Origin of the sequence: Candidatus Pelagibacter ubique HTCC8051, from assembly GCF_000472605.1 — a bacterium.
In the GTDB taxonomy this organism is placed as follows: domain Bacteria; phylum Pseudomonadota; class Alphaproteobacteria; order Pelagibacterales; family Pelagibacteraceae; genus Pelagibacter; species Pelagibacter communis_B.
Genome location: NZ_KI421440.1, coordinates 195,436 through 219,957, shown reverse-complemented (window position 1 = coordinate 219,957; position 24,522 = coordinate 195,436). Strand labels below are relative to the sequence as shown.

General features: G+C 28.5%; 22 protein-coding genes and 1 tRNA gene. 10 read left to right on the top strand and 13 right to left on the bottom strand.

All coding sequences use genetic code 11. The features are described from left to right. Complete coding sequence (locus F754_RS0101135; protein ID WP_023648079.1) at positions 1-786, bottom strand: MOSC domain-containing protein; 786 nt, start codon at positions 784-786, stop codon at positions 1-3. 53 nt (positions 787-839) lie between these two features. On the opposite strand from F754_RS0101135, the gene F754_RS0101130 reads away from it, so the two are divergent. Together F754_RS0101130 and F754_RS0101125 are read left to right on the top strand one after the other, a co-directional pair. Beyond that, positions 840-1,853 (top strand): Gfo/Idh/MocA family oxidoreductase, encoded by a 1,014-nt coding sequence (locus F754_RS0101130; RefSeq protein ID WP_023648078.1) that lies wholly within the window; start codon positions 840-842, stop codon positions 1,851-1,853. Beyond that, a complete protein-coding gene (locus F754_RS0101125) occupies positions 1,846-2,919 on the top strand; it encodes a Gfo/Idh/MocA family oxidoreductase (RefSeq protein ID WP_023648077.1) in 1,074 nt (357 codons plus the stop codon). Before F754_RS0101130 ends, F754_RS0101125 begins: the two co-directional genes overlap by 8 nt. Here the strand turns inward: F754_RS0101125 and F754_RS0101120 are convergent. The 5 genes from F754_RS0101120 to F754_RS0101100 all read right to left on the bottom strand — a co-directional run bounded on the left by F754_RS0101120 (position 2,916) and on the right by F754_RS0101100 (position 6,788). After that, positions 2,916-3,545 carry a glutathione S-transferase family protein gene (locus F754_RS0101120; protein WP_023648076.1) on the bottom strand — a complete coding sequence of 210 codons (630 nt, stop codon included), beginning with the start codon at positions 3,543-3,545 and terminating at the stop codon, positions 2,916-2,918. The genes F754_RS0101125 and F754_RS0101120 overlap by 4 nt on opposite strands. After that, positions 3,542-4,558 carry an NAD(P)/FAD-dependent oxidoreductase gene (locus F754_RS0101115; protein WP_023648075.1) on the bottom strand — a complete coding sequence of 339 codons (1,017 nt, stop codon included), beginning with the start codon at positions 4,556-4,558 and terminating at the stop codon, positions 3,542-3,544. Before F754_RS0101115 ends, F754_RS0101120 begins: the two co-directional genes overlap by 4 nt. Beyond that, the gene (locus tag F754_RS0101110) at positions 4,559-4,879 is read right to left on the bottom strand and encodes a 2Fe-2S iron-sulfur cluster binding domain-containing protein (protein WP_023648074.1); all 321 of its coding nucleotides are present in this window, start codon (positions 4,877-4,879) and stop codon (positions 4,559-4,561) included. 61 nt (positions 4,880-4,940) lie between these two features. Continuing rightward, a complete protein-coding gene (locus tag F754_RS0101105) occupies positions 4,941-5,942 on the bottom strand; it encodes a fatty acid desaturase (RefSeq protein ID WP_023648073.1) in 1,002 nt (333 codons plus the stop codon). 78 nt (positions 5,943-6,020) lie between these two features. Further along, positions 6,021-6,788, bottom strand: coding sequence for a bacteriorhodopsin (locus tag F754_RS0101100; RefSeq protein WP_023648072.1), 768 nt, complete (start codon positions 6,786-6,788; stop codon positions 6,021-6,023). Between the two features lie 215 nt (positions 6,789-7,003). On the opposite strand from F754_RS0101100, the gene F754_RS0101095 reads away from it, so the two are divergent. Then, a complete protein-coding gene (locus tag F754_RS0101095; protein WP_023648071.1) occupies positions 7,004-8,905 on the top strand; it encodes a propionyl-CoA synthetase in 1,902 nt (633 codons plus the stop codon). Then, positions 8,898-9,230: a multidrug efflux SMR transporter gene (locus F754_RS0101090; RefSeq protein WP_023648070.1), complete on the top strand. Its 333-nt coding sequence runs from the start codon at positions 8,898-8,900 to the stop codon at positions 9,228-9,230. The genes F754_RS0101095 and F754_RS0101090 overlap by 8 nt, the downstream gene beginning before the upstream one ends. Here F754_RS0101090 and F754_RS0101085 read toward each other — a convergent pair. After that, positions 9,223-10,530 carry a dihydroorotase gene (locus F754_RS0101085; protein ID WP_023648069.1) on the bottom strand — a complete coding sequence of 436 codons (1,308 nt, stop codon included), beginning with the start codon at positions 10,528-10,530 and terminating at the stop codon, positions 9,223-9,225. The two genes, F754_RS0101090 and F754_RS0101085, sit on opposite strands and share 8 nt — an antisense overlap. A 43-nt stretch (positions 10,531-10,573) precedes the next feature. Here F754_RS0101085 and F754_RS0101080 point away from each other — a divergent pair, with 43 nt between their 5' ends. Continuing rightward, complete coding sequence (locus F754_RS0101080; protein WP_023648068.1) at positions 10,574-11,464, top strand: folate-binding protein YgfZ; 891 nt, start codon at positions 10,574-10,576, stop codon at positions 11,462-11,464. Between the two features lie 192 nt (positions 11,465-11,656). Here the strand turns inward: F754_RS0101080 and F754_RS0101070 are convergent. Beyond that, a tRNA-Leu gene (locus F754_RS0101070) sits at positions 11,657-11,742 on the bottom strand. Positions 11,743-11,797: 55 nt separating this feature from the next. Here F754_RS0101070 and nadA point away from each other — a divergent pair. Both nadA and nadC read left to right on the top strand, forming a co-directional pair. Next, a complete protein-coding gene (nadA, locus tag F754_RS0101065; RefSeq protein WP_023648066.1) occupies positions 11,798-12,787 on the top strand; it encodes a quinolinate synthase NadA in 990 nt (329 codons plus the stop codon). Between the two features lie 4 nt (positions 12,788-12,791). Beyond that, complete coding sequence (gene nadC / locus F754_RS0101060; RefSeq protein WP_023648065.1) at positions 12,792-13,625, top strand: carboxylating nicotinate-nucleotide diphosphorylase; 834 nt, start codon at positions 12,792-12,794, stop codon at positions 13,623-13,625. Here the strand turns inward: nadC and F754_RS0101055 are convergent. After that, positions 13,622-13,993, bottom strand: coding sequence for a nucleoside triphosphate pyrophosphohydrolase family protein (locus tag F754_RS0101055; RefSeq protein ID WP_023648064.1), 372 nt, complete (start codon positions 13,991-13,993; stop codon positions 13,622-13,624). The genes nadC and F754_RS0101055 overlap by 4 nt on opposite strands. A 66-nt stretch (positions 13,994-14,059) precedes the next feature. Between F754_RS0101055 and fumC the strand changes: the two genes are divergently transcribed. Continuing rightward, positions 14,060-15,448, top strand: coding sequence for a class II fumarate hydratase (fumC, locus tag F754_RS0101050; RefSeq protein ID WP_023648063.1), 1,389 nt, complete (start codon positions 14,060-14,062; stop codon positions 15,446-15,448). Here fumC and F754_RS0101045 read toward each other — a convergent pair. Next, positions 15,436-16,929, bottom strand: a complete 1,494-nt coding sequence (locus F754_RS0101045) for a hypothetical protein (protein ID WP_023648062.1) — start codon at positions 16,927-16,929, stop codon at positions 15,436-15,438. The genes fumC and F754_RS0101045 overlap by 13 nt on opposite strands. Positions 16,930-16,961: 32 nt before the next feature. Between F754_RS0101045 and F754_RS0101040 the strand changes: the two genes are divergently transcribed. Beyond that, complete coding sequence (locus tag F754_RS0101040; protein WP_023648061.1) at positions 16,962-18,998, top strand: UvrD-helicase domain-containing protein; 2,037 nt, start codon at positions 16,962-16,964, stop codon at positions 18,996-18,998. Beyond that, positions 18,995-20,689, top strand: coding sequence for a M24 family metallopeptidase (locus F754_RS0101035; protein WP_023648060.1), 1,695 nt, complete (start codon positions 18,995-18,997; stop codon positions 20,687-20,689). Before F754_RS0101040 ends, F754_RS0101035 begins: the two co-directional genes overlap by 4 nt. Here the strand turns inward: F754_RS0101035 and ligA are convergent. The 3 genes from ligA to lpxC are packed head-to-tail and all read right to left on the bottom strand — an operon-like array spanning position 20,672 to position 24,519. Continuing rightward, entirely contained in the window at positions 20,672-22,702 is a 2,031-nt protein-coding gene (ligA, locus tag F754_RS0101030; RefSeq protein WP_023648059.1) for an NAD-dependent DNA ligase LigA, read from the bottom strand. The two genes, F754_RS0101035 and ligA, sit on opposite strands and share 18 nt — an antisense overlap. Before the next feature lies 1 nt (position 22,703). Continuing rightward, positions 22,704-23,549: an outer membrane protein assembly factor BamD gene (locus F754_RS0101025; RefSeq protein ID WP_023648058.1), complete on the bottom strand. Its 846-nt coding sequence runs from the start codon at positions 23,547-23,549 to the stop codon at positions 22,704-22,706. Between the two features lie 49 nt (positions 23,550-23,598). Then, positions 23,599-24,519, bottom strand: a complete 921-nt coding sequence (gene lpxC, locus F754_RS0101020) for a UDP-3-O-acyl-N-acetylglucosamine deacetylase (RefSeq protein WP_023648057.1) — start codon at positions 24,517-24,519, stop codon at positions 23,599-23,601. Between the last annotated feature and the right edge of the window lie 3 nt (positions 24,520-24,522).

Sequence of the window (24,522 nt, the reverse complement as noted above, 5' to 3'; positions counted from 1 at the left end):
TTAAAATTTAATTGAGTTTCCAATACTTACCTCACCATCTTCTAAAGCTGTCAAAAAAATACCCATATCAAAATGATTGTAAGTTTTTTTTAGTAACTGTAGCAAATCTACAGAATTATCATCTGTTTTTGGTTTAAGATTAATCGCTACACATCTTGGAATATTTTGTTCAACTTTAAAATTAATATTATTAATTGTAACTACTTTACCTAACCATTCTCTTTCAGCCCAAGGTTTAACACCATCGATATAAATATTTCCTCTAAAAATAGACGGTTCAACTATATTATTACTTTTTTTTTCAAAATCTTTGATGCTTTGAATATTTAAAAGTGAAATTGAGTTTGTAAATCCAATTTTTTTTGAAAGGGATGTGTCAAAAAAAGGGAAGTTTTCATTTTTCATTAAAAATAATGGTGCTTTTAAAGATTTTTCAAGTTTTACAATTAAACCCGAAAGCTCTTGATATTCAGTGTGCTGATTTACTTCAATACTTATTAATTCTTTATTTTTAAGGAATAATGTCAATTTATCATTATTTAATATAAAGTTATATTTATTAAGTGCTGGTGAATTTTTAAGTGTTAAAATATTGTTCCACTTTCCTTTTCTTTCATCGGGACTTTTTTCAAATAACTTTACCTGGTCTTGATCCAAATCTTTAGCAAATGCAAAAATTCTATCTCCAATAATTCCAATATTTTTTTTGATTTTACAATTTTGAACACTTTGAAATGAAATAGATTTAACTGGACAATAATTAATTGAAGAAATAGTAGCGCTCATATAATGTTTAAAATATTATGACTAATCTTTTGTTAAATCAACTTATTAACTAAATGAATAAAAATTTAAACTTAGGAGTTATTGGAATTGATCATGGTCATATCTTTGACATGCTAGATGAAATGTTAAAAGAGGGATGTACCTGTTATTATTTTTGGACAGAAGGTAATCCGTTAACCCTTCAAGATTTTAATAAAAAGTATCCAAACATTAAAAGAGTAGATAACAAAAGCAAAATTCTTGAAAATGATGAGATTGATATGATTTTAATCTCCTCTATTCCTAAAGATAGAGCTAGCCTTTCAATTGAAGTATTAAAATCGGGTAAAGATGTAATGGTAGATAAACCAGGGTGCACAACTTTAGATCAACTAGAGGATTTAAAGCGAACAGTAAAAGAAACAGGTAAAATTTGGTCAGTAAATTTTTCTGAAAGATTTCATGTAGCAGCAGTTGCAAAAGCTGAACAATTAGTTTCAGAAGGTAAAATCGGAAAAGTAAAACAAACAATGGGCACTGGTCCTCATAGACAAGGAAATTATGAAAGACCAGATTGGTTTTATAATCGTGAAAGCTACGGTGGAATAATTACAGATATAGGTTCACATCAAATCCATCAATTTTTAGTATTCACAAATTCTAATGAAGCTAAAATTACTCATGCAATAGTAGAAAATACAACTCAAAAAAAATTTCCAGGTTTTCAAGACTTTGGTGAAGTTAATCTTTCAGGAAATGAAGGTCATGGATACATTCGATTAGATTGGTTCACTCCAGATGCACTTCCAGCTTGGGGAGATGGAAGATTATTTATTTTAGGAGATAAAGGTTTTATTGAAATTAGAAAGTATACAGATCTAGCCAAATCTAATTTTGGTAATCATTTATATTATGCAAACAATACAGAAGTGAAATATATAGATTGCACAGATGTTAAACTCCCATATTTTAGAAATTTAATTAATGATGTAATAAATAGAACTGAAACAGCATGCTCTCAAGAGCTTACCTATTTAACAATGGAACTTGCAATTAAAGCTCAAGAAATAGCAGAAAAAAATGAATAAATATCAAGTGGCTATAATAGGAACCAATATTGGTGCCAAACACTATGAGGATTTTAATAAAGTTTCAGAAAGATTTAACGTTCATACAATTTGTGGATTAACAAAAGAGTCTATCAATAAAATAATACCGCCAAACTCTGATATTAAAGTTTCACTTAATTTTGAAGATGTATTAAAAATAAAAGAAATTGATATCATTGATATTTGTCTTCCACCTCATTTGCATTTTTCAGCGTGTAAAAAATCATTAGAAGCAGGCAAACATGTTATTTGTGAAAAACCATTGGTATCAAGTCTTGAGGAACTGGACAAACTAAATCAGATAAGTAAAGAGACCGGCAAAACTGTATTTCCTGTTTTTCAATATAGATATGGCCCTGGATTTTCAAAATTAAAAGCACTAATTAAATCTGGACTAACAGGTAAGCCTTTAGTTGCTTCGTTAGAAACTCACTGGAATAGAGGAAAAGAATATTATTCTAAAGCTTGGAGAGGAACATGGGAAGGTGAGCAAGGAGGTGCAATCTTAAGTCATTCAATTCATATTCATGATCTTATAAGCATGATTTTTGGACCAGTTTCAAATGTATTTGCAAAATTAACAACTAGAGTAAACAATATTGAGGTAGAGGATTGTGCAGCTCTTTCAATAGAAATGAATAATGGTGCATTAGTTACAAGTTCTATTACACTAGGTGCCGCAGAAGATGTCAGTAGAATTAAAATTTGTTTTAACAATCTGACTGTAGAATCGGGTGGCTCACCAGATAAACCTTATAATCCAGCTGATGACGAGTGGAAATTTCTAGCTAGAAAACCCACAACACAAAATCAAATTAATGAAATTTTATCTAAAGTAGAATTAACAAAATCTTGGTATGCAGGAATGTTTGATGAAATAGGAAAAAAATTAGATGGTGACACTAGTGATGAAGTTACATTATTAAATGCAAGAGAGTCTTTAGAGTTTGTTACAGCTGTTTATAATTCTTCAAGAGAAGGAAAAAATATCTTCCTTCCAATTAAAAAAGATAATCCTCTATATAATTCCTGGCTACCTAACTAAATAATGCCTGGAATTTTAGAGTTTTTATTCATAAAACTATATCCTTTAATCACAGCATCTCGCTTAGCAATTTCCAAATACCATCTTGATAAATTTTGATAATTTTTTAAACCGATATCATGCCATTCATGCCTTGCAAGCCATGGCCATGTTGCAATATCCGCAATAGAGTATTTTTCACCAGCAAGAAATTTAGAGTCTTTTAATCTATTATCTAATTCTTGATATATTCTTTTTGTGATTTTAAAATATCTCTCTTCACCGAATTCACTTTTACCAGGATTGTAGTGATGAAATTGATGATGTTGACCAATCATTGGTCCAATGGTTCCCATTTGAGCCATTAACCATTGATTAATTTTTAATCTATCCGGTTGATCATAAAACTTTCCACTTTTTTCCCCTAAATACATAAGGATTGCACCAGACTCAAAAATACTTTCATTGTTATCATGATCAGTAATTAATGGAATTTTACTAAAAGGACTTAATTTTACAAACTCTGGTTTAAATTGTTCGTCATTACTTATGTCTACTTTAGTTACTTTATAATCGTAACCAATCTCTTCAAGCATGATAGAAATTTTTTTACCATTTGGGGTGTCAGCTGTAAAAAGCTCAATCACTCTTTAATACCAAGTCGATTTTTTATAGTTTTAGATGAAGTGGTAAATTCAAATCTATATTTTTCATCAGGTCGCGCTAATTTAAAACAAGCTCTTGCAGCTAATGCCCCTTCATGAAAACCAGATAAAATCAGTTTTAACTTACCAGGATAATTACATATGTCTCCAACCGCATAAATACCTTTTTGATTGGTTTCAAATTTTTCGGTATCAACTTCAATAGTTTTTTTATCGATATTAAGTCCCCAATTTGCGATAGGTCCTAATTGCATTATTAAGCCAAAAAAACCTAGAGCGAAATCAGTCTTAAAGTTTTTAATTTTTCCATCGTCATGTTTGATATCAATGCTCTCTAAATTATTATCACCATTAACACTGGCTAATTGATACTTTGTATAGAGATTAATTGTGCCTAATTTAGCAAGTTCATGTACTTTATCTACTGTTGATTGCGCACCTCTAAAATCATCTCTTCTATGTATCAAATTCACTTTAGAATTTTTTGATAATTCGACGGCCCAATCTAAAGCGCTGTCTCCACCACCAAAAATAGATACTGTTTTACCTTCAAATATTTTTTTATCCTTAATTGAGTATAAAATAGATTGGTTTTCAAATTTTTCACATTCTTTTGGTGCAAATTTTCTTGGTTCAAAAGATCCAACTCCACCTGCAATAATTACATTAGGAGTTGAAAAAGTTTTTCCAGCATTTGTTTTTACTAACCAAATATCATTTTCTTTTTTAACCTCATCAACTCTTTCACTAAGATGTATTGGTATATTAAAAGCTTTGATTTGGTTTATTAAATTATTTGTTAATTCCTCACCAGTGCATTCAGGAACTGCCGGAATATCATATATAGGTTTATCAGGATAAAGCTCAATACATTGTCCGCCAATTTTATCTAGGTTATCGACAATCTCACAACTTAGACCAATTAATTTTAATTGATGAGCTGTAAAAAGACCTGTTGGTCCTGCTCCAATAATTAAGGCATCTGTTTTAATCATTTAAGCCTGCTTTGATGGAATGTTTACTATTAGACCATCTAATTCGTCAGATACAGTTAACTGACAACTTAATCTACTATTTTGTTTTGGTTCAAAAGCCATATCCAGCATATCTTCTTCGCCATCTTCTTTAGCTGGAAGTTTATCTTTCCACTCTTCATTTACATACACATGACATGTTGCACAGGCCATTCCACCTCCACAATCAGCATCAATTCCTGGAATATCGTTTTGAACTGCACCCTCCATAACGGTAAGTCCATTTTGAACATCAATTGTATGGGTTTTACTATCGTGAGTGTTGTAGGTAATTTTTGCCATGGGCTATATATAGTTTTTTATTTAGATAGAACAAGTATGTAAAATCATACTTAGTCTATTTTTAGACATTTTGTAATTGAGGTATATCTTTTTTTATAAAATAATTCTCATCTTCTCTTTGTTTAATTAACGCAGGGATAATTTCTTTATATGCGTCTATTAATCCATTATTTGGTTTTGGTAACTGATTTTTTATATGAAGATGAAGTTTGTCTAAATTATAAGACGGAACTGTTGGAAACATGTGATGAGTTAAATGATATTCCATTTTCCAATATAAAAAACTTAGTATTGGGTTTAAGCACATTTCTCTTGTTGAAAACCTATGGTCTTTAATATTTCTTGCGAGTCCAGCATGTTGAGTAAATGCAACAAGTTTATGTAAAGTTTTTCCATAAAATTGAGGTAGCACAAAATAGAGCATTGGCATCCAAGATGAAATAATTATTGACCAAAAGATAACTAATGCCCAGATTATAACAAAAGCTCTTGAATTAAATATTACTTTCGATTGTGCATTTTCAGGAATATTATCTTGCATAACTTTTGTTTTAATTCCAAAAGCATGCTGGATTATTTCAAAAGAAATATGTTTTTTTAAAAATAATAAATCTAGAAATGGAATTATATTTATAATTAACATCTTTGGTGTTTCTTTTAAATCATTTCCATATTCAATTTCATAATCAAATGGATCATTAGTTGAATAAGTATTACCATGATGTACAAAATGAGTGTACCTCCATCTTGTTGGTTCAAAATTCGCCATGAAAGATGAAATATAATAAAAGATTTCATTTAAAAGTTTAGATTGAAAAGCAGTTTTATGACCAGTCTCATGCCACAATGCATTTGAGAATGAATAAATATTTCCATAAACTAAAAACCAAAATGCTGACCACCAAGTTCCCCAGGTTAAATATGCTAATGTTCCAGTTATAATTAATAAACCAAAAAAAAGACAAACGTGTTGTAACCCTTTAATGTCAGATTTTTTTGAAAGCTCTTTAAGGACTTCTATATCTACTTTACACTTGTGCCATTTATCAAGTTTAACATCCATGGCTTAAATTATTGTAGATAAAAAAAAAGGGCAAGTACTAAAATTGTACCTGCCCTTTAATTTAAATTTTAAGTAAAACTACTTAGCTCTACCAGGTTGTTGCATTGCTGCTGCCCAAATGATCAGACCAAAAGCGATCTTGTTCAAGAAGTCAGCTGCGTTGTAAATCACGTTAAGTGAGTTAGCATCTACTCCACCTGTTAGGTAACCAAAAATGTAACCTAATGGGTAAATAGCCCAACCTACTGTAACGATCATTCTCATTGCACCAAAAGCAGTTACAAGTGACTTGTTACCACTTTTCGCTGCTCTCTTACCTGCTTCACCTGAGAATACTTCATAAAGAATGTATACCCAACCAGCCATACCGATAATGAAACCAAGTGTAGCGTTGATGTATCCTGCTTCTCCTAAGTATCCACCTACTAGCATTACTAATGTACCAAGCATCAATCTCCAGAAAATTCCTGAGTCTGCTTTGTTTACTGCTGATAGAACAAAATAGAATTCTAACATCAGTAATGGCACTGTAATTAACCAGTCAATGTATCTGTAAACAGTTGGTGAATCACCAGTCATGATCCATACATCTCTCATGTACATGTAGTGTACGAATGCAATACCAGTTACTAGACCAGCAACTGTCATTGAAACTCTCCAACCAGCTGGAACTGAACTTCTTTCTAAGAAAAAGAATACAGTAGCAGCTAAACAAGCCATTGATACTAACCAAAATGAAATACCAACGAAATCATCTTGAGCTAACATCACTGTCTCTGCGTTTGCAACACCTGTAACACCCATTAGGGCTACAGCTGTAAGAGCAAACAATTTAAGTTTTTTCATAAAAAACTCCCTCTTTAGTTAGTTTTTATTTATTTAGTTTATATAAACTAGGCTAAGGTTTCCCCTAACCAAGATAGAGCGTTAAATAACAAATAAATTAAGATTAATGAAGAGTTAATTGTCACTAATAAACATTGATTTTACTTATTTTTTAAAATTAAATACAATTTTAAAGCTAAAAACCAACTTATTTTACTAAATCGAATCAAAATATAATGTCAGAACAATTTAAAAAAATTTACGACCAATCTATAAATAATCCTGAAAAATTTTGGCAAGAAGCATCAAATGATATCTTTTGGTTTAAAAAACCAACTAAAATTTTAAATAAATCTAATCCTCCATTTTATAAATGGTTCGAAGATGGGGTAACTAATACATGTTATAATGCATTAGATATTCATATTGATCAAGGTAGAGGAAAAAAAACTGCATTAATTTACGATAGCCCTATTACAGGTAACAAAAGTCAGTTTAGTTTTGAAGAACTTAGATCAAAGGTTTCAAAATTTGCAGGAGCTCTTAAAGATCAAGGTATTACTAAAGGAGATAGAGTAATCATCTATATGCCGATGATCCCTGAAGCAGTAGTTGCAATGCTAGCTTGTGCAAGAATTGGAGCAATACACTCTGTTGTCTTTGGTGGTTTTGCATCAAGCGAACTTGCAAGCAGAATAGATGACAGTAAAGCAAAATTATTAGTTACAGCTTCTTGTGGTTTTGAACCTGGAAGAACAGTTGAATACAAGCCACTTGTTGATGAAGCGATTAATCAAGCCAAACATAAAATAGATAAAATGATTTTGTTTCAACGATCAGGTCATGAGGTAAAATTAAATGCTCCAATGGAGGTTAGTTGGGATGAAGTTGTCTCAAATGCATCTGATACTGATTGTGTTGAGATGAACTCAAATGAACTTGCTTATATTTTGTATACATCTGGAACAACAGGTACTCCTAAAGGGATAGTTAGAGATATCGGTGGACATATAGTTGCTCTAAAATGGACTATGAAAAATATCTACAATATTGATACAGATGATATTTGGTGGTCAGCTAGTGACATTGGCTGGATCGTTGGACACTCTTACATTGTATATGCTCCATTATTTAAAGGATGCACAACTATGCTATTTGAAGGTAAACCCGTAGGTACTCCAGATGCTGGAGCTTTCTGGAAAATCATATCAGACTATAAAGTTAAATCATTATTTACCGCTCCAACTGCTTTTAGAGCTATTAAGAAAGAGGATCCTGAAGGTAAGTTCTTCTCAAAATATGATTTGAGTAGTTTTGAAAGCTTATTCCTTGCAGGCGAAAGAGCAGATCCAGATACAATTAAATGGGCAGAGAATTTACTTAAAGTTCCAGTCATAGATCATTGGTGGCAAACAGAGACAAGTTGGGCAATTAGCTCAAATTGCACTGGAATTGAAATGATGGAGACTAAGTATGGATCTGCTTGTAAAGCTGTACCTGGTTATGACGTTAAAATTATTAAAGCTGATCAAACTTTAGCAAAACCAAATGAAATGGGTGATATTGTGGTCAAGCTTCCACTACCTCCTGGAACTTTTCCAACATTATGGAATGCAGATCAAAGATATAAAGAAAATTATATGACTAATTACCAAGGTTATTACCAAACATATGATGCAGGGCACATTGATGAGGATGGTTATATTTGGATTATGTCTAGAACAGATGACATTATCAATGTTGCAGGTCATAGATTATCAACTGGCGCTATCGAAGAAGTGTTATCAGAACACCAATCAGTAGCTGAATGCGCAGTTCTTGGTATTGCTGATAAACTAAAAGGACAGCTACCTATTGGACTTGTTGTATTAAAATCTGGAGTAGACAAAGATAATGAAACAATTTCTAAAGAATGTGTACAAATGGTTAGAGATAAAATTGGACCTGTTGCAGCATTTAAAGTGGTTATTGTTATCAAAAGACTTCCAAAAACAAGATCAGGAAAAATTTTAAGAGGAACAATTAGAAAAATTGCTGACAATGTTGAATATAAAATTCCACCAACAATAGATGATCCAGCAATTTTATCTGAGATTAAGGAAGATTTAATTAAACATAAAATTTTAAACAATGATTAAAACATATTTGTTTCTTGCAGGTGCAGTATTTTTTGAAGTTGCAGGGACAATGTTATTGCCTGTAACTCAAAATTTTACAAAACTTGTTCCAACCGCTGCTCTTGCATTCTTTTATCTTTGTGCTTTCTATTTATTAACTTTTGTAGCAAATAAGATTCCTATCGCTATTATGTATGCAACATGGAGTGGTTTAGGAATATTTACTATTGCAATTATGGGTTATATTTTCTTTAAACAAACTCTAGCTTGGCAAGCAGTTTTAGGGTTATTCTTGATTGTTATAGGAGTAATCTTAGTGAACAGTTTTTCAGTAAAACTTAGCTAAATTTTAAAGGCATTCCATCAGGATCACCCAATATTTTACCATCTTGCATTTTAATATTTCCAGCAATAATTGTGTGGGTTGGTGTTCCCTTAAATTTGTCTCCATTAAATGGACTCCATCCACATTTGCTTTCAATATTTTCATTTTTAATTTCAATTATCTTATTCATGTCAACAATTGTAAAGTCTGCATCAAAACCTTCTTTAATAAATCCTTTGTGTTGAATTCCAAAAATTTTAACTGGGTTTTCACATACAAGATTCATTAATTGGTTGAGTGTGAGTTTTCCATCGTTAATGTGATTTAACATTACTGGCATTAAAGTTTGAACGCCTGGCATACCTGATGGTGAATTAGGATAATTTTTTTCCTTATTTTCTTTTAAATGCGGAGCGTGATCTGATCCTATTGTATCATTCAAATTATTTCTTACCCCATACCATAATCTATCATAATGAGATTTATCTCTTAGAGGAGGATTCATCTGAGCATAAGTTCCAAGTTTATCATAGCAGTCTGGTGCATAAATTGTTAAGTGCTGTGGAGTTATTTCAAATGTAATATTTCCTTTATGTTGAGATAAAAAATCAATTTCTTCTTTTGTTGTTATATGAAGAACGTGAGCTTTCTTGTTATATTTATTAGCAATTCTAACTATTCTTCTAGTAGAAGAAATTGCACACTCAGCACTTCTCCATACTGGATGGGTATGAACATCACCCTCTTTAATTAATTTTTTATTAACATTTAAGATTGCCTCATCTTCAGAGTGAACAGCAACGACTTTTGATGCATTTTGAAAAACTTTATCTATATCGTCTTCTTCAGCAACTAATAAATTTCCAGTAGACGATCCTGCGAAAAGTTTGATACCACAACACCCCTCCAAACCTTCCAAACTTGCGAGATCATTTGCGTTATCAGCTGTTGCTCCAAAATAAAAAGCATAATTGCAATACATTCTATTTTTAGCGAGATCTAATTTTCTTTGAAACTCCTTCATATTAGAAGTTGGTGGATTAGTATTAGGCATTTCAAACACACTGGTAATTCCTCCAGCAATTGCAGCCCTACTTCCAGAATGTAGATCCTCTGTATCTGTTGATCCTGGTTCTCTGAAATGAGTTTGTGTGTCTATGCACCCAGGTAAAACTGTTTGGCCTTCAACGTTTATAACCTCCTTAGCTTCTTCAGATATTTCACCAATTTTTTGAATTTTGCCATTTTTAACAGCAACATCAGCATCTTTTAATTCACCATCGATGTAACATTGTCCGTTTTTAATTATAAGATCTAACATTTTAAGAAAATGTTATTATATTACATTTTATAATTAATCAATTATGAATATTAAAAATGTTTACATTTTAGATGATAGAGCAATTCTTTATATTAATGGAGAAGATGCAAAAGAATTTCTTCAAAATCTTATCAGTAATGACATAAATAAAGTAAGCAATGAAAATAGTTGTTTTACGTCATTGTTAACTCCTCAGGGTAAATTTTTATTTGAGTTTATAATAATTAAACATAAATCTGGTTATTTGATTGATTGTGAAAAGTCTCAAGCTGACGGGTTATATAAACAATTAAGTATTTACAAATTAAGATCTAAAGTAGAAATTCTTAATCTTAGTAATGAATTTGTTGTAGCCGCATTTAGTCATGAAAAATTCCTTACCTTTGAAAAAGCTCAAGATATTTCTGGTTTTACCTTGAAGTATAGAGAAGATCCTATTTTTCTTGATCCAAGGAACAAACAATTAGGAGCAAGATTAATTATTAATTTAGAAAAACTTTATTTATCACTAAAAAAATTAGACTTACATGATGCAAATCTTAATGAATATTATTCATTAAGTCATAAGCTTGGGATAGTTCCAAAAGATTTAAATAAATTACAAAATAAATTATTTGGTATTGAGTGTAATTATGAGGAATTAAATGGAATAGATTTTAAAAAAGGTTGCTATGTTGGGCAAGAAAATACAGCTAGAATTAAACTTAAAAATAAGCTTTCTAAAAGATTATTACCAATAAATATAGTTAAAGGTAAATTAACTGAAGGTGAAAGTATTTTTTATAACAACAACGAAATAGGCAAAGTATTAATAGATAAAGAATATCCGTTTGCTTTAATTAAATACCTGGATGAAAATTTTAATGAAAAATCTGATTTTAATACAAAAGAAGCTTCAATAAAAATTGAAAAACCTGATTGGATAAAAAACTAATATATTATTTAAATAAATAAATAATCAAAAGAATTATAAGAATTACAATAATCCAAATAGTTAAATTTTTGAAAAATTGTTTAATTTGGGAATTAGATTTAAGAAAACCTGGAAGAACTAAAAGTAAAACTCCAATCATAAATATGACAGAAAGTAATTTATCCATTAAAAACTCCTATAAAATTTTTACTTTGGTGCGGTCGGAGAGACTCGAACTCTCATGGACTAAGTCCACACGGCCCTCAACCGTGCCTGTCTACCAATTTCAGCACGACCGCATGATGTGTCATAATAAATGAATGACAATCATCTTGCAAATTGGTAAAAAACCTCATGGAATTTACACAAGAAGTAAAAAAAGCAACAGATCCTATTTATCAAAAGATTTCTAAGATAATGCCAGAGATAGAGTGGTCTGTTCACGCTCCATACATTCACAAGATTAACCAGCTAAAAAAAGAAAAGAATGCAATCATTCTTGCACATAATTATCAAACTCCTGAGATTTATCATGGTATATCAGATGTCGCTGCAGACTCTTTAGCTCTTGCTATTGAGGCATCAAAAACAAGTGCGGACATAATAGTTATGGCTGGTGTTCACTTCATGGCAGAAACCTCAAAATTGATGAGTCCAGAGAAGAAAGTTTTACTTCCTGATATGGAAGCAGGTTGTTCATTATCATCATCTGTAACAGGGAAAGATGTAAGACTTCTTAAAGAAAAATATCCAGGTGTCCCCGTAGTTTCATACGTAAACACTTCAGCAGATGTTAAGGCAGAAACAGATATTTGTTGTACATCAGCAAACGCAGTTAAAATTGTAGAATCCTTGGGTGTTAATAAAGTTATATTTTTACCAGATGATTACCTTGCAAAATATGTTGCCTCTCAAACAAATGTAGAAATTATTGCCTGGAAAGGGATTTGCATGGTGCATGATCAATTTAATGAAAAAGAAATACATGATATTAGAAAAAATAATCCAGGTATTAAAATTATAGCACATCCAGAATGTCCTCCAGAAGTAATTGAAGCAAGTGACTTTGCTGGATCAACTGGTGGTATGATTGATTATGTTAAAAACAATCAACCCAAAAAAGTTATGATGGTTACTGAATGTTCAATGAGTGATAATATTCAAGTTGAAAATCCTAATGTAGAATTCATTAGACCATGCAATCTCTGTCCTCATATGAAAAAAATTACACTTCCGAAAATACTAGATTGTCTAGAAAATGAGACTGGTGAAATAATTATGGATAAAGAAACAATTGAAAAAGCTAGAATTCCAGTTGAAAGAATGGCTGCCATCGGCAGATAAATAAGTGTCAAAAATAAAACTTAGCAAAGATTTTATTCGTAATACAGTTAAACGAGCATTGAATGAAGATCTCTATCCATCTGGAGATATCACATCAAATTTAGTCAAAAATAATAAAGTCATTAAAGTTAAACTTCTTTCAAATCAAGATGCAATTATTGGTGGATTGTTATTTGCAAAACAAGCATTTGATTTAATTGATAGCAAAATAAAATTTATAATTAAAAAAAAAGATGGATCTACTGTTAAGAAAGGATCTTTAATTGCAACAATAGAAGGTAAAGCAAAGAATATATTAATAGCAGAGAGAGTTGCACTTAATTTTTTATCTCATATCTCAGGTATTGCAACTAAAACAAATAAGTTTGTTAAATTGGCTGGCAAAAAATGTAAAATCTGCTGTACACGTAAAACAATTCCGAATATGAGAGTTATTCAAAAATATGCGGTAAAATTAGGTGGTGGTACAAACCATCGATTTAATCTAAGTGATGAATTTTTAATCAAAGATAATCATATAGCTTCATCAGATATAAAAGATTTAGTTTCTACTGCTATAAAAAATAAACAAGGAAGAAAAATCACAGTTGAAGTAGATAATTTAAAACAATTAAAAACTATTTTGGGTCTAAAATTTAATACAGTTCTATTTGACAATATGTCTATTAAAAATTTAAAAAATGGAGTTAAAATTGCTAAAAAATATTACGAAACTGAAGCATCTGGTAATATCAATTTAAAAACTGTGAAATCCGTTGCAACTACTGGTGTAGATAGAATGTCAGTTGGTAGTATTACTCATAGTACTTCAGCTATTGATTTTAAAATAGAAATTTAAGATACAAATTTTGATAAATCAGGTTTAAAATAATTTGGGCCTTTCATCACTTTTCCAGACTCATTATAAATTGGCTCACCATTTTCACCTAATTTACTCATGTTAGAATTTTGGACTTCGTCAAAACATTTATCTAAATTAATACCAAAAGCATGGCCTGCCCCGTAGGTTACATACAAAATATCTGTAAGTGCGTCAGCTACTTCTAATAAATCATTGTTTTTCATTGCTTCTTGAAGTTCATCTAATTCTTCTTTTATTAGATCTATTCTTAATTTATTGATTTTATCACTGCTAAATGATGGATTAGTTTTGACCTCTTGGCCAAAAGTTTTCATAAAAGTTCCAACTTTATTAAAATTCGACATTTTGCTCCTGTAAGTTTTTTTAAAATTATTGTATGTTATAAATATTTATTACTTACAAATTAATCAATGAAATTTAGAAAAGAATTCGACAGTATTGGAAGTGTAAACGTTCCTGATGATAAATATTGGGGAGCATCTACAGAACGATCAAATAAATTTTTTAATATTGGCAAAATATTAGTAAATATTTCAATAATTAAATCTATAGCTATTATTAAAAGATCAGCTGCGATTGTTCATTCTAATGATAAGTTAATTTCAAACAAAATTTCTAAGGCGATTATCAAAGCCTCAGATGAAGTTATAAAAGGAAAATTAGATGAAAATTTTCCTCTTAAAGTTTGGCAAACAGGCTCTGGAACACAGACAAATATGAATGTTAATGAGGTAATTGCTAACCGTGCAATAGAAACTTTGGGTGGCAAAAAAGGGACTAAAAAACCAGTTCACCCAAATGATCATGTAAATAAATCACAATCAACTAATGATGTTTTTCCAACTGCAATGCATATCTCTGTTGCAGAAGAAACTTTAAAAAAATTACTACCCAACTTAAAAATTTTAGAAAAAGAACTAAAAAAAAAATCATCAGAGTTTAAAAATATAGTAAAAATTGGAAGAACTCATTTACAAGATGCGACACCTCTGTCACTTGGTCAAGAATTTTCTGGTTATCATACACAAGTTAAAAAAAGTATTGAAAGAATAGAGCATGCATTAAAAGAAATTTTATTTCTTGCACAAGGGGGAACAGCAGTAGGCACTGGGATAAATTCTCAAAAGAATTTTGATAAAAAAATAGTAAAAGAAATTGCTAAATTCACAAAAATTCCATTTAAACCAGCTACAAATAAATTTGCTGAACTTGCGGCCCACGACTCAATTGTAAATTTTTCAGGCACATTAAATACATGTGCTGTAGCTTTAATGAAAATTTCAAATGATATTAGATTTTTAGGATCTGGACCCAGAGCTGGATATGGAGAACTGATATTGCCAGAGAATGAACCTGGCTCTTCAATTATGCCAGGAAAAGTTAACCCTACTCAATGTGAAGCTGTCACCATGGTATGTGTAAAGGTAATTGGTAATCACAATGGCATAACTATTGCAGGATCTCATGGACATTTCGAATTGAATGTGTTCAAACCTCTGATTGCACATAATATTCTACAATCAATTGATTTAATAGCCGACAGCACTAAAAATTTTGCTCTTTATTGTGTAAAAGGAATTAAAGCTAACAAGAAAAAAATCCAAGAGCATTTAGATAATTCTTTAATGCTAGTAACAGCTTTGGCTCCTAAAATTGGGTATGACAACGCAGCAAGAATTGCAAAAACAGCACTTAAAAATGACACAACACTTAAATTTGAAACATTAAAAACAGGTCTTATAAGTGAAAAAGACTATGATCAAATAGTAGATCCTAAAAAAATGATTTACCCTGAATAATTTTTAATTGCTTTGTTTGCTAAATTTTTTATATAAATTCTATTTTGAAGTTGGTTATCTTTGAAAATAAGTTGCTTTAAAGTTTCATTTACATCCTTATTAATTACATCATTTACTTTAATTGTATTCAAATTTGCAGTCTGCTGATCAAAGTTATAACTTAAATTAAACTCAATTTTTTTAATTTCTTTTCTATTTTTAAGAGGAGTTTGAAAAATTTTATAAACTTCATTAAAATCTTTGATATTTATAGAGATTAAAGCATCTAAAATTAAATTATTATTATCTGTGTAGATCAAACTGTCAGTTATTCTAAGATCAGCATATTTTTTTAATTCAAACTTAGTTTGATTGATATCAACCAAGCCTTCGTTAATTTTTACATTTAATGATAAATTAATTAAATCTCTAAAAGAAGAAATTTGTTTTGCATTAATTTTTGAACTTACATTTAGATTTTTATTATTAAGTATCCCAGTCTTTAATAGTTGGACCATAAATGAGTTTGAATTTAATAATATATCCGAATCTAGTTCACCTAAATCACCTGAAAATTCAGAAAAAAATGGCTTTAAACTTATAAAACCATTAAATTTGTAATTTTGATCTTGGGATTTATCTAAATAATTAAAATTAAAAAAATTTTTTTCAAATTTATAATTACCTTCACTCTTATTTTGATTATGAATTAATTTTATCAATCCATCTTTTTTATAAGAAGAATAGTTAAAACTATTTTCAATCTGAAGTTTAATAAGATCTAAATTTATTTTACTTATAATTTTCTCATTTATTGAGTCATCTGTAACTTTAACTTCATAAGGTAGATTGAAAATCTCATTCTCAGATAATAAAACATTTTCTAAATTTTTAGAATCAAAAAAATATTTTAATTTATTAATTTTATTTATAAACAAAACATCATTTTCAATATTTTTATAAAAAATATTACTATTCTTAATTTTAAGGCTAAAATTAGAAAAGTTACTATTTAAAAGTTTTATAAAAAAATTATAGTTTTCTTTATTTAAATTAAAATTTATTTTGTTGAGCACAATATCCTGTATTTCAATTTTATTTGGAAACAATAAATGTTTTGGTGAGATATAGACTTTAATCTCTCCCAAACCTTCAACTTGATTTAGAAATGAGACAGCTTTAAATTCAAAATTAGGTTTTGGAAATAATTTATATTTATAATTATTTGATAAATTAAAATCTAAATTTAAATTTTCTGACAATTGATTCTTAATATTGGCAACTAATTTCTTGTTATTATATAAATGTGGTGCAGACAAATATGAAAAAAGCGAGACAAATAAGACCAGAATAAAGATAAAAATTCTTTTAAAGCTTAAAAAAGCTAACAATTTATCTTTTTCAAAAATAAAATTTAATTTGTTTAAATTTTTTTTTAATTGACTATTTATTAAGTTGTTTAACTTAGCTAAGATTTTAACAAAAAAATTATGATTATTCATAAAACTATGAAACTTATAATGAAATATTTTAAATGATAAACTCTGATTATTTAAAAAATCTAAATAATGCTCAAAAAGAAGCTGTATTATATTTGGATGGGCCTTTATTAATAGTTGCTGGAGCAGGATCTGGAAAAACAAAAGTTTTAACTTCAAGAATTGCTCATATAATTAAAGAAAAGAAGGCATTTCCTAATCAAATTTTGTCAGTGACATTTACTAATAAAGCCGCAAAAGAAATGCAAACAAGAGTGAGTAAGATGCTAGGTTCGGCTGCAACTGGTCTCTCTTGGCTTGGAACATTTCACTCAATATGTGCAAAAATATTAAGAAAGCATGCAACAGCAGCAAATCTGAATTCTAATTTTACTATTATAGATACTGATGACCAGACAAGACTTATCAAAAATATCTGCAAAAGTGAAAATATTGATATCAAACAATTAGCACCTAGATTTATATTAGCAATAATTGATAGATGGAAAAATAAAGGATATTACCCATCTGAAGTTATAGTAAATAATAAAGATGTTTATGAAAAAACTATACTTCCTTTATATAAAATCTATCAACAAAAACTTATAGACTTAAATTCATGTGATTTTGGAGATTTAATTTTACATACTGTGAAAATTTTAGAAAATTATCCTGACATTAGACAGATCTATTCAACTAACTTTAAATATATTTTAGTTGATGAGTATCAAGATACTAATTTTATTCAAAGTAAATGGTTAAATTTATTATCTGAAAAAACTAAAAATTTATGTTGCGTAGGAGATGATGATCAATCTATTTACAGTTGGAGAGGTGCAGAAATTAAGAATTTTTTAGAATTTGATCAAGTATATGAAAATACGAAAGTAATAAGGCTTGAACAGAATTATAGATCTTCCCAGAATATTTTGTCAGTTGCGTCAAATTTAATTTCAAATAATCAAAATAGAGTTGGTAAAACACTTACAACTACTATGGACGAAGGAGATTTAGTTAAACTTAATTGTTTTAAAAATGGAAAAGATGAAGCAGTTGGAATTTCAGATGAAATAGAAAAAAAATTAAAAAAGAAATTTTCATTTAATGAAATGGCTATTTTAGTTAGAGCTATATTTCAAACAAGAGAATTTGAAGAACGATTTCTAAAAATTGGTATGCCTTATAGAATTTTAGGTGGAACTAAATTTTATGAAAGGGCTGAAATAAAAGATTGTGTTGCATACTTAAGATTAATTCATCAAGAAAAAGATGATCTTGCCTTTGAACGGATTGTAAACAACCCTAAAAGGTCAATTGGAGATACAACATTAAAAACTGTTCATGAGTTTGGGAAACAAAATAATTTAAGTCTAGAGTCTGCTGCAAATAAAATGCTTGAACAAAATTTAATTAAACCAAAAACAAAAATTGGACTTAGTTTTTTTCTTAACGCATTATATAAATGGAGAAATGATCTTAATATTAAAAAAATTAATCATGTAAAATTACTACAAATTGTTTTAGACGAGTCCGGCTACTCAGCAATGCTTAAGAATAAAAAAGACTTAGATAATGAAAATAGATTAGAAAACATAAAAGAATTGTTAAGCGCAATGAAAGATTTTGATAATCTAGAAAGCTTTCTAGAACATGTATCTCTAGCTACTTCAATTGATCAAGAATGGGATGGTGAAAAAATTAATATGATGACTATGCATGCAGCAAAAGGCCTTGAATTTGATGTAGTTTTTCTTCCTGGCTGGGAAGAAGGTTTATTTCCTCATCAAAAATCAATTGAAGAAAAAGGACAAAGCGGCTTGGAAGAAGAACGTCGTTTAGCTTATGTGGGGATTACTAGGGCCAAAAAAAAAGCTATAATTTCATTTTCAATGAACAGGTTTTATCAAGGTGATTGGATTGATAGTATGGCCTCAAGATTCATAGAAGAATTACCAGAAAAAAATATAGAAAAAAATTCATTTTTTGAGGAAGAAATTGACGATGATCAAAATTTTGATTTTAATCAAGACTTTGAAATTGAAGAAGGAACAAGAAGTCCTGGGTGGATACGATATCAAAAGAGGATTAAATGAAAAAAGAAGTAAAAGAGTTAAGAAAAAAATTTAAAAAATACGGTATCGATGGCTACGTTGTACCTAAAAATGATGATTATTTTACAGAATATTCAAAAATAAATAGATTGAAAATTATTTCAAATTTTAGTGGCTCTGCTGGTTTGGCTATTGTTTTAAAAAATAAGAACTATTTATTTACAGATGGTAGATACACTATTCAAAGTGAAATGGAGAGTGGAAAATATTTTAAAATTGTTAGTTATGAAAAAATAATTAACTGTAGTTTATTCAAAAACCTAAAATTAGGGCTAGACCCAAAGCTATTCACACATAAACAAATAAAAAATTATTTCTTAAAAAATAATAAAATTAAATTTTTATCAAACAACTTAATTGATGAAATCAAAACTAAAAAAATTATAGATAATATCCCTTTTTTTTCACTCAAAAATGAAATTATTGGAGAAAATAGTAAATCAAAAATTAATAAAATTATAAATTACTTAAAAAAAAATAAAGCTGACAATTTATTTGTGACAGCTCCAGAAAATGTAGCTTGGATTTTAAACATTAGAGGTGGTGATGGACCAAATAGTCCCATGCCAAATTCTAGATTAATCATCAATAAGTCAAAAAAAATATTTTTAATTACAGAACCTCAAAAAGCAAAAAAATTGATAAAAGAAAAAATAATTAAAAAAAGTCAATTAATTATCACAAGCAATCTACCAAAAAAAATTTTGGGTTTAAGTGGTAAAAATTTTATAATAGATAATAAATCTTGTTCAATTTTTTATGAGAATATTATCAAATCTAAATTTAAGATTATAAAAAAAGAAGATCCAACTTATCTACTAAAAGCTATAAAAAATAATACTGAAATTGATAATATGATTAAATCCCATATTATAGATGGTGTTGCACTAACAAAATTTATTTATTGGATTAAAAAAGTTAATAAAAAAAAGATTACTGAAGTTGATGCTCAGATAAAATTAGAAAAATTTAGAAAAAAAAATAACAAATACCTATATCCAAGTTTTGAAACAATTGCAGGTACTGGCGCTAATGGAGCTATTGTTCATTATAGAGCACGAAGGGAAAGTTGTAGAATAATAAGAAAAAATGATATTTTTTTATGTGACTCAGGTGGTCAATATAAATATGGTACTACAGATGTTACTAGAACTATCTGTTTTACAAAACCAAATCAGAATATCAAAAATATTTACACTAAAGTATTAAAAGGACACATAGCTGTAGCGAATACAGATTTAAGATTGGATAATACGGGCATAAAAATAGATAAAAGAGCAAGAAAATATTTGAATGAAAGTAAATTAGATTATGCACATGGTACAGGGCATGGCGTTGGTTTTTTTTTAAATGTTCACGAAGGGCCTCAATCAATTTCCAAACTAAATAAAGTCAAGATTCAAGAAGGTATGATTTTGAGTAATGAACCAGGTTACTACAAAAAAGGTTCTTTTGGTATCAGAATAGAGAATCTTGTTTTTGTCAAAAAAATTAAAAAAAAGGTTTATTTCAAAAATTTAACACTTGCTCCAATAGAAAAGGATTTAATTAATTATAATCTTTTAACTAAATTAGAAAAAAATTATCTGTTTAAATATCATTTAGATGTGTATTCAAAACTATCAAGGTATCTTTCTCTTAATGAGAGAAAATGGCTAGCTAGTTATATTTAACATTTTCAAAAACTGGCTTTGACTCAATATAGTAACTTTAAATTCTTTAGCCTTATCAACCTTCTTTTTTGTTGGTTTTTCACCCATGATTAAATAATTTAATTTTTTAGTTACAGTACTCACTGTGGTGCCAGAATTTTCTTCTATTAAGGATTTTACTTCTGCTCTGCTGATACCAATTAACTTACCAGTTACCATAAATGTTTTTTCATTCAATAATCCATTTTTATCTTTGGTTGCAGCATCTTTTACAACTAAAATTTTTTGTAATTTTTTGAGAATATTTAGATTAACTTTATTTTCAAAAAAATTTTTTACTGACTTTAGTTGAGTTTCTCCTATTCCATCGATATTTAATATATCCTCTGAAATAGTCTCATTTGAAAAACTAATGAAATTTGAAAATGACTCAAAATATTTCGATAAAATTTTTGCATTTTCCAAACCAATATGTCTAATACCTAGTGAAAAGATCAATCTTTCTAAAGAAATATTTTTTTTTTGATTAATTGAATATTTTAAATTTTCCATTGATTGTTTGCCCCAACCTTCAAGATTTTCGATTTTATTAAAATCTAAATCAAATATATCTTGGGGTAATTTTATTAAATTTAGGTTCCAAAAGTTTTCTACTATTTTTTTACCAAATCCTTCAATATTAAATGCATCTTTAGAAACAAAGTGTTTTAATTTTTCAATTGCAATTTTTTCACACTCATATCCTTCACTAGAACATCTTCTTACAGCATCTTCTTTTTTGGTAATATTATTAAATTCTTTAATTGTTTTTGAACCACATGATGGACATTTTAATGGAAAAATAAATTTTGGTGATTTTTTATCTCTTTTATTTTTATCAACTGAAAGAATATGAGGTATTACATCCCCTGCTCTTTCTATAGTTGCGAAATCACCAATTCTAATATCTTTTCGATCAATTTCATCTTCATTATGTAAAGTTGCATTAGATACAATTACTCCTCCAATATTAATTGGTTTGATTTTTGCAACTGGAGTTAAAGCTCCAGTTCTTCCAATTTGAATTTCAATATTAAGAATTTTAGATATAGCTTTGTTTGAGGCAAATTTATGGGCAATAGCCCACCTTGGTGAATTTGCTACATTTCCTAGTCTTTTCTGTAGTTCAAAGTCATTAATTTTATATACTATACCGTCAATATCAAAATCGATCTTTGATCTGTCATTTTCTATCTTTGAATAATTTATTAATAAATTATCAACACCTGCAACTAATTTATTTAATGGATTAGTTTTAAAACCCCAATCATCTAAATTTTTTAAAAAATCTGTTTGATTTTTTGATTTAAGACCTTTCTCATAACCAAAAGTATAGGCAATAAATTTCAAGGGAATTTTCCTTGTCTCATCTGGATTCTTTTGTCTCAATGATCCTGAGGCTGCATTTCTCGGATTTGCAAATTTATCTTTTAATTTTTCAAAATCACTATTTTGTATAAATACCTCTCCTCTTATATCAATTTCTTCAGGAAAATTTTTTGATTTAATTTTTTTTGGAATATCTTGTATTGTTGCAAGGTTAGTTGTTATATCTTCTCCTTCTTTACCATCTCCTCTAGATAAACCAATTTTAAATTCACTATTTTTATAAATCAATGATGCTGATATTCCGTCAATCTTTGGCTCAGCACTATAAGTTAAATTGAAATCTAAATCTTTAGATAAAAAATTTAATATTCTTTTTTCAAAATTAATTAAATCATCTTTCCCAAAAGCATTTGCCAAAGATAACATAGGAGTCTTATGTGGCCTTTTCTTAAAATTTTTTGATGGTTTAAATCCTATAGTTTTTGATGGTGAATTTTTTGAATTTAAAAAAAAATATTTTTTTTCTAAAGATAAAATACTTTTTTTTAAATTATCATACACTTCATCTGTTACTAGTGGCTTGCTAGCATCATAGTAATTTTTATTATAATTATTTATTAACTTGATTTTTTTATTATATTCTTTTTCTATTTTTTTTTTGTTCATCTCAATTAAAAAGAGAGCTAAATTTTTTCAAAATAGATTTATTTTTTACTTTATTTTTTTTAACTTTTTTTCTCTTTTTTTTATACTTCTTATTAAACACTGAGTATGATTGTTCATACCATTTTGATGATTGATAATTGTAACTTAAGAGTTTTGCATACTTTTCTGCCTCATTTTCTAATCCTATAATATAATAAACCTCCACCAATCTGTGTAATGCTTCTTCTGTATAAATTGTAGTATCATATTCATCTATTATCGCTCTAAATCTGTTGATTGCTGGAATCCATTTTTTTTTTTGAAGGTAATATCTGCCTAAATACATTTCTTTTGATGCAAGAATATCATTGATAAGATCCAATTTAAACTCAGCATCAAGTGCATATTCAGTATTTGGATAATCTTTAACCAATAAAGAAAAATTTATTTTTGCATTAACAATGGATTGGAGATCCTTTTTCTCATCAACAATTTGTTCATAATGAGAGATAGCCATTAAATAATATGCATAATCTAAATCTTTATAATATGGATATATTCTAATAAATCTCTCCAACTCTGCTACAGCATCTTTGTAATAATCTTGAGTATAATATGAATAGGCCGCCATTAAAGCTGACTTTGGTGCCCATTCAGATTGTGGAAAAAGTATTTCTGCTTCATTAAATTTTTTTGCTGCAAATAAAACATCACCTGTTTCTAAAGAATCCATACCTTTTTGATAAGCTTCAAAAACTTGTGCATCTAAATTTTTTTCATTTATAACTGATTTTTTTACTTTGTCCTTAGAACAAGAAACTGTAATTAAAAAAATTATTAATAAGATAAAATATTTAAAAAAATTCATATTAAATTTATAATGATTAAATTTATAATTTTAAAGTTATCTTTAAATATTAAGCTATAGATTTTAATATATTTCTGTTTATTAGCGTATGTGGAAGATTTTTTTCTTTTATTTCTATGATTGAGAAATTTTCTTTATTGTTAAAAACTTTTCTTAATAGCTGATTTGTTAAATAATGTCCTCCCTGAGAACATTTAACACTCGCAATAATTCTATAACCGGATGTAAAAAGATCACCAATACAATCTAAAATTTTATGGTTAACAAATTCTTTTTTATTTCTTAGACCATCTGGATTAAGTATTTCATCATCTTTAACAACTATAGCGTTATCTAAACTGCCACCTTTTGCTAAACCATTTTTTTTAATTAACTCAATATCTTCAAATAAACAAAATGTTCTTGAATTGTAAATATCTGATAAATCATCCTCGTAAACCTTTATTTTATTTTTTTGGTCGCCAATAAGCTCATTTTTATATTTAATTTCGAACTCTATATCTAAGCTAAGTGTTGAGGGTTCAATTGAAATAAATCTTTTACCCTCTCTGTACTCTATTTTTTTATTTATTTTTATAATCTTTATTGGTGATTCACTCACTTTAATTCCTGAACTAATAATTTTTTCAATAAATTCTTTTGCTGATCCATCCAAGATTGGCACTTCCTCATTATCAATTTCAATTAGTGCATTATCAATTCCCAGTCCAAACAATGCTCCCATTAAATGCTCAATGGTAGAAACCTTTACTCCAAATTCATTTTCAATAGTTGTATTTAAAGAAGTATTGGATACATTACTAAAATTTGGATGAACTAAATTATTTACATTGATATCAATTCTTTTAAAAACAATTCCATGATTGGGTTCAGCTGGTTTAATGCAAATATTGACATTTAGGCCGCTATGAAGAGCTACACCGCTAAATAAAACATTATTCTTTATTGTTTTTTGGGTTAAATAGGACACATA